Genomic DNA, 5630 nt, shown 5'->3' on the forward strand with positions numbered 1-5630 from the left:
GCGGCGGGGGCATCCGGCCCGGCCCGGAAGGGACCGGCACGGCCGTTGGGAATCAGCAGGTGCAGCGGCAGGGTCAGCAGCGCCGCCCCGGCATAGGCGAGGCACGCGCCGCGCCAGCCGAGATGCTCCGCCAGCAGGTGGCCCAGCGGCCAGAAGACCGTGGAGGCCAGGCCGCCCAGCAGGGTGATCTGCGACATCGCCCGGCGTGCGCCCGTCCCGCCGATCCGCGCCAGGGCGGCGAAGGCGGCGTCGTAGAGGGTCAGGCGCATGGCCAGCCCCAGCACCGCCCAGGCCGCGTAGTAGCCCACCACCTCCCGCGCCAGGGCCAGGCCGAGGCAGCCCAGGGCCAGGAGGACGGAGCCGAGGCCCATCACCCGGCGCCCGCCCTGCCGGTCCATCATCCGCCCGGCCAGGGGGGAGACGAGCCCCATCACCAGCAGGGACAGGGCGAAGCCGCCCTGCACCCTCGCCATGCCCCAGCCGAGATCGGTGGCGATGCGCTCACCCAGCACGCCGATCAGGTAGTAGCTGACACCCCAGGCGATGAGCTGCGACAGGCCGAGCGCCCAGACGGTGCGCCGGGGGACGGCAGGGGAAACGGCGGTCAGGGTCACGGGCGCGGCGCCGGGGCATCGGGCAGGCGCACGGCCCCCGGCCCCAGGGCGCGCTGCATCAGCACGGAATCCAGCCAGCGCCCGTGCTTGAAGCCGACATCGGCCAGGATGCCGATGGTGCGGAAGCCCAGCCGCTCGTGCAGGGTGCGGGAAGCCTGGTTGCCGCTGTCGCCGATCACCGCGACCATCTGGCGCCAGGGACCCGCCTCGCAAAGGGCGATCAGCCGGGACAGCAGCGCGCGGCCTGCCCCCTGCCCCTCGCGCCCAGGGGCGACATAGATGGAATCCTCCAGCGTATGCCGGTAGGCGGGCCGGGCGCGGTAGAGCGAGGCATAGGCATAGCCCGCCACCTCCCCGTCCCGCTCCGCCACCAGATAGGGCAGGCCCAGCGCCAGCACGCCCTGCCGCCGCGCCGCCATCTCCTCCAACCCAGGCGGCGCTTCCTCGAAGGAAGCGCAGCCGTGCAGCACATGTTGCGCGTAGATCGCCTGGATCACGGCGAGATCGCCGTCATGGGCGGGGCGGACGAGGAAAGGGAGGGGCGTCATGCGGCGGTGGTCCGAAGGAACATGGCCGGACTCTTCCATCCCCCGGCACCATGAGGGAAGCTTTGCCCCCTCATGCAGAGCATCAGGAAAACTTTGGGATGCGCGATCTCAGCCTCGACCAGCTCCGCAGCTTCACCGACGTGGTGGAACTGGGCAGCTTCTCGGCCGCGGCGGAACGGCGCGGCCTGACCCAGCCGGCGATCAGCCTGCAGCTCCGCCAGCTCGAACGCCGCCTCGGCGTGCGGCTGATCGAGCGCGTGGGCCGGCGTGCCGGGCCGACCGCGGCCGGAATGGCCCTGCTCGCCCATGCGCGGCGCATCGAGCGGGCGGTGGGCGAGGCGCTGGAGGAACTGGCGCCGCATGCGGCGGGCGTCGCCGGGCGGGTTCGCATCGGCACCGGCGCCACCGCCTGCATCTACCTGTTGCCGGATGTGCTGCGCGGGCTGCGGCAGCGCCTTCCGGCGCTGGAGATCACCGTCCGCACGGGCAACACGGCCGAGGTGCTGAAGGCGATCGAGGAGAACGCGCTGGATCTCGGCCTCGTCACCCTGCCCGCCCCTGGCCGCGCCTTCGCCGTCACCCCGGCCCTGGCGGACGAGTTCCTGCTCTTCTCGCCCCTTGCCTCACAGCCACCCGCCATCCCGCTGACGCCGGAGGCCGTCGCCGCCCTGCCGCTGGTGCTCTACGAACCCGGCGGCCATACGCGGCGGGTGGTGGACGAATGGTTCGCGGCCGCCGGGCTGCACCCCGTGCCCAGCATGTCCCTGGGCAGTGTCGAGGCGATCAAGGAACTGGTCGGCGCCGGGCTGGGCCATGCCATCCTGCCCGGCATGGCCTGGCGGGACAGCGACGCTCCGCGCCTCTCGGCCCGCTCCCTGGTGCCATGCCTGGAACGCCAGCTCGCCCTGGTGCTGCGCCGGGACAAGCCGCGCCATCCGGGGCTGCGGGAGATGCTGCGGGCGCTGGAGGCGTGTTTCGCCAGCCGGGGTGGCCGGTAGCGGCAACCGGTCAGGCTCGCACCTGCACCGCTCGCCAATTCCGCGTCAAAGGCGGAGCGGCGCCAGCCTATTCGGGCTCGATGCCCGCTTCCTGTGCGATCCGCGCGTTCCGTTCGGCTTCCACCCCGATGAAGCGGACGAAGGCGGCGCGGTCCTCCGCCAATGGCTCGGCCCCCTGTTCGGCGAGGCGTGCCCGGATATCCGGGTCGCGGGAAAGGGTCTGGACCGTGGCATTGAGCCGGTCGGCTTCCGCGGCCGGCCATCCCTTCGGCGCCCAGAGCGCGTACCAGAGTGTGAAGTCGAGCCCTGGCATGCCCTGTTCCGCGATGGTGGGGATGGCGGGAGCACGCGCCACCCGGTTCGGGCCGAGGATCGCATAGGCGCGCAGGCGCCCGGCCTCCACATGCGGCCAGGCGGAGCCGAGCGGCGCCACCATCAACGCCGTGTTGCCGGACAGCACATCCGTCAGCGCGGGCGCGGTCCCGCGATAGGATACGACCAGGGCATCGGCCTTGGCCTCTCGCTTGAAGCTCTCCGTCGCGAGGTGGCCCATGGAGCCCAGCGCGGAATTGGCGAAGGAGAAGCGATCCGGCTGCTTCCGCATGGCGGCCACCAGGGCCGCGACGCCACCCTCCGGCGTGATCCGGGGATTTCCGACCAGCACCATCGGCGCGACGGCCAGCCGCGCGACAGGCGTGAAATCCGCCACCGGATCGTAGGGAACCGACCGCATCACGCGGCGGGCCATGAGGTGGATATCCGCGTTGACCAGGAAGGTCTGTCCGTCCGGGCTCGCGCGCGCGACCTCGGCGGCACCGAGGGTGTTGTTGGCACCTGAGCGGTTCTCCACGACCCAGGTCTGATCCGTCATCTCGGCCAGCCGGGTCGCGTAGATCCGCCCGATCACGTCGATGGCGCCGCCCGGCGCGGCCGGGACAATGAGGCGCACGGTGCGGCGCTGGGCCCGCACCGTGCCGGGGAGAAGGGACAGGAGGGCAATGGCCCCGAGAGGGCGGCGTGCGATCCGCATGATGCGTCCTCCCTCAGATGCCGCCGAAACCGGCGCGGGCACGGAAATAGGCCCAGGCACGCTCCAGCGGTCGCTCGCCCATCAGCATCCTGGCCGTCATCTCCGTCTCGCCTTCCGTCAGGAAGCGCGGCGTGCCCATGGCCATGGCGCGGGACTGCAACTCGGCATTGTCCTTCATGCGGACACAGACGAAGACCACGGCAGGCAGGGACTGCGCGGCGCAGGTCGCCCCGTGGTTCCGCAGCAGCACCGAGGTGCCGCCACCCAGGGCCCTGGCGAGGCTGTCGGCGCGCGGAACATCGTCGATCAACATGTTGGTGTCGCCGAACTCGTCACGACTGTCCCAGACCGGCACGGGACCGCCAAGAACGGCGGCCATATGGAAGACGGGCCGCAGTGGGACATCCGTCACCGTATAGGGCAGCACGGCCGGGCAGTGGTGATGGACGGTGGCCTGCACATCCGGCCGCGCGGCGAGGACGCGCGCGTGCAGCACGCTCTCCAGATAGGGCCGCAGGCCCCTGGGATCGACCGGCACGCCATCCAGCGTGAACTCCAGCAGATCGTCGCGCGTGACGATTTCGGGCGAGCGCGAGCGTGAAAGGAAGAAGCGGTCGGGACGATCGGGGTGGCGGACCGCGACATGGCCGAAATCGTCCAGCACGCCCTCATGGGCGAGAATGCGGTTGGCGATCACCAGATCACCCAGCAGAGCGTGTAGGTCCTGCGCCATATCGGACGTCCCTTCCCTGTTCCCGTCGGCCAGTGACTGACCGACGATCCTTCCGGTCACCCTGTCCGATCTTTGAAATAACGTATGCATAAATTAAGTACACTGTCAATCCGTCGGCGTTCCGGTATTTCCCTCGGGCAAACGGCCCGCCAGCCAAGGGTGTGCAGGCGCAGGGAAGGCGGATGTCCGGCACCGGTGATGCGGACCACGATCGCCGAAGCCCTTGTCGCAGCACAAAAGGTGCAGGCGAACTCCGCCACCGGACCGGGGATGGCCCCTGACGGCACTCGCAGAGGCGCTGGGCCGTTACGGGCCGGCAGCCTGGATCACCATCGCCATGAGGTGCCGCAAAAGACCCGACCGCCACCTCCGGCAGCACTCACGGACTGGGGAATGCGCCGCGTCCGTCAGCGCAGCCCCGCGGGCAGGAATAGTGCCATGGCCCTCAGCGCGCCGAGACCTTCCGCAAGGCGGCACCCCCGGCCGGCGCGGCGCCCGCGCCGGGAAAGCGTGGGAAGGCGCCCGCGGCCAGCGCCTCCAGGCTTTCCGCCGGCAGGCCGAGGCGGCTGGCATAGATCCAGGAATAGGCCAGCACACGCTGCACGTAGAGCCGCGTCTCGGGGATCGGGATGGCCTCGATGAACAGGAAGGGATCGTCCCGGTACTGGGTGTTGGGCTGCCAGCTCTGCAGGCGCCCCGGCCCGGCATTGTAGGCCGCCAGCACCCGGATCAGCCCGCCCTGCGTCGCTTCGTGCGAAGCCAGGTGCAGCAGGTAGCGCTGGCCGAGCTCCAGCCCGAAGGACGGGTCGTGCAGCCGCTGTGCCCCGGCGGCGGTGCCGAGCGAGGAATCGCCGGTGATGAAGGAGGCCGTGGCCGGCATCACCTGCATCAGCCCGCGCGCGCCCACGGGCGAAACGGCACCGGCATCGAAGTTCGATTCCTGCCGCGCCATGGCATAGACCAGCGCCGGATCGACCCGGAAGCCGCCGAGCGGCTTCAGGTTCGGCACCGGGAAGCGAGCGAGATCGCGCGGCCTGCCATCCGCCGTCTGCGCCAGCCCGGCGAGCTGGGCGGCGAATTCCGTCATCCCCGCCTGCGTCGCCACGGCGAGCGAGGCGCGCGCCAGGGTCGGGTTGCCCTGCACCGCAGGCCAGAGGCGGCGCAGCTCCTGCTCCGCCCGCTCCTTCTGCCCGATCTGCAACAGCGCCAGCGCGCGCCAGCCGCCGGCGGTCTCGGCCAGGGCGGCGGACTCGGCCTCGCCGTTCACGTCCTTCTCCCAGGCGAAGTCGGTCTTCAGGCCCAGGGCGCGGCGGGCCACGAGGCCGTAGAAGGTGCGGGGCTCCTGCGCCGCCTGCAGCATCCAGGAGACATAGAGCTGCGGCTGTCGCGCCCGCACGGCAGCCCGTGCCGTCCAGAAGGCGGCGGCGGATCGCAGCACGGCGGGCGCATCGTCGGCCCGCGCCGCCGCCTCGAAATAGGGCAACGCCACGTCGAAGACATTGCGCCCCCAGGCGGCCAGCCCGGCCACGAAGGCGGCCTGGGCATGGCTGGGGCTGCCGCGCACCGCCTGGGCGGCGATGCGGAAGGCTTCCTCGTCCTGCCCCGCCTGGAACAGCGCCAGCGCCACATCGGCCTGGAGCAGCGCGGCATAGGCCGGGGTCATGCCGCGGGTGCCGTTGATCAGCCGCAGCGCCCCGCTGGCATCCC

The 5630-nt window shown here is 71.5% G+C and carries 6 protein-coding genes; 1 reads left to right on the forward strand and 5 read right to left on the reverse strand.

Annotated features, from left to right (window positions below; translation table 11 throughout):
- The coding region (locus ROTAS13_RS18440; protein WP_139323434.1) for an MFS transporter at positions 1–614 on the reverse strand (614 nt) is incomplete at its 3' end.
- Positions 611–1162 carry a GNAT family N-acetyltransferase gene (locus ROTAS13_RS18445; protein ID WP_027297129.1) on the reverse strand — a complete coding sequence of 184 codons (552 nt, stop codon included), beginning with the start codon at positions 1160–1162 and terminating at the stop codon, positions 611–613. The genes ROTAS13_RS18445 and ROTAS13_RS18440, both read right to left, overlap by 4 nt.
- 98 nt (positions 1163–1260) lie before the next feature.
- On the opposite strand from ROTAS13_RS18445, the gene ROTAS13_RS18450 reads away from it, so the two are divergent.
- Complete coding sequence (locus ROTAS13_RS18450) at positions 1261–2160, forward strand: LysR family transcriptional regulator (protein ID WP_075823047.1); 900 nt, start codon at positions 1261–1263, stop codon at positions 2158–2160.
- A gap of 67 nt (positions 2161–2227) precedes the next feature.
- Here ROTAS13_RS18450 and ROTAS13_RS18455 read toward each other — a convergent pair whose 3' ends face one another.
- The 3 genes from ROTAS13_RS18455 to ROTAS13_RS18465 all read right to left on the reverse strand — a co-directional run.
- Positions 2228–3190: a tripartite tricarboxylate transporter substrate binding protein gene (locus ROTAS13_RS18455; RefSeq protein ID WP_058389457.1), complete on the reverse strand. Its 963-nt coding sequence runs from the start codon at positions 3188–3190 to the stop codon at positions 2228–2230.
- Between the two features lie 13 nt (positions 3191–3203).
- A complete protein-coding gene (locus tag ROTAS13_RS18460; protein ID WP_075823048.1) occupies positions 3204–3923 on the reverse strand; it encodes a class II aldolase/adducin family protein in 720 nt (239 codons plus the stop codon).
- A gap of 445 nt (positions 3924–4368) precedes the next feature.
- Positions 4369–5630: lytic transglycosylase domain-containing protein (locus ROTAS13_RS18465; protein ID WP_075823049.1), on the reverse strand; the 1262-nt coding region annotated here is incomplete at its 5' end.

This window comes from Roseomonas sp. TAS13 (assembly GCF_001950415.1).
GTDB lineage: Bacteria > Pseudomonadota > Alphaproteobacteria > Acetobacterales > Acetobacteraceae > Roseomonas > Roseomonas mucosa.

Excerpts from the sequence above, each read along its gene's own strand:
- ROTAS13_RS18460 (WP_075823048.1), bottom strand. The coding sequence starts at position 3,923 with ATGGCGCAGGACCTACACGCTCTGCTGGGTGATCTGGTGATCGCCAAC.
- ROTAS13_RS18450 (WP_075823047.1), top strand. The coding sequence starts at position 1,261 with ATGCGCGATCTCAGCCTCGACCAGCTCCGCAGCTTCACCGACGTGGTG.
- ROTAS13_RS18445 (WP_027297129.1), bottom strand. The coding sequence starts at position 1,162 with ATGACGCCCCTCCCTTTCCTCGTCCGCCCCGCCCATGACGGCGATCTC.
- ROTAS13_RS18455 (WP_058389457.1), bottom strand. The coding sequence starts at position 3,190 with ATGCGGATCGCACGCCGCCCTCTCGGGGCCATTGCCCTCCTGTCCCTT.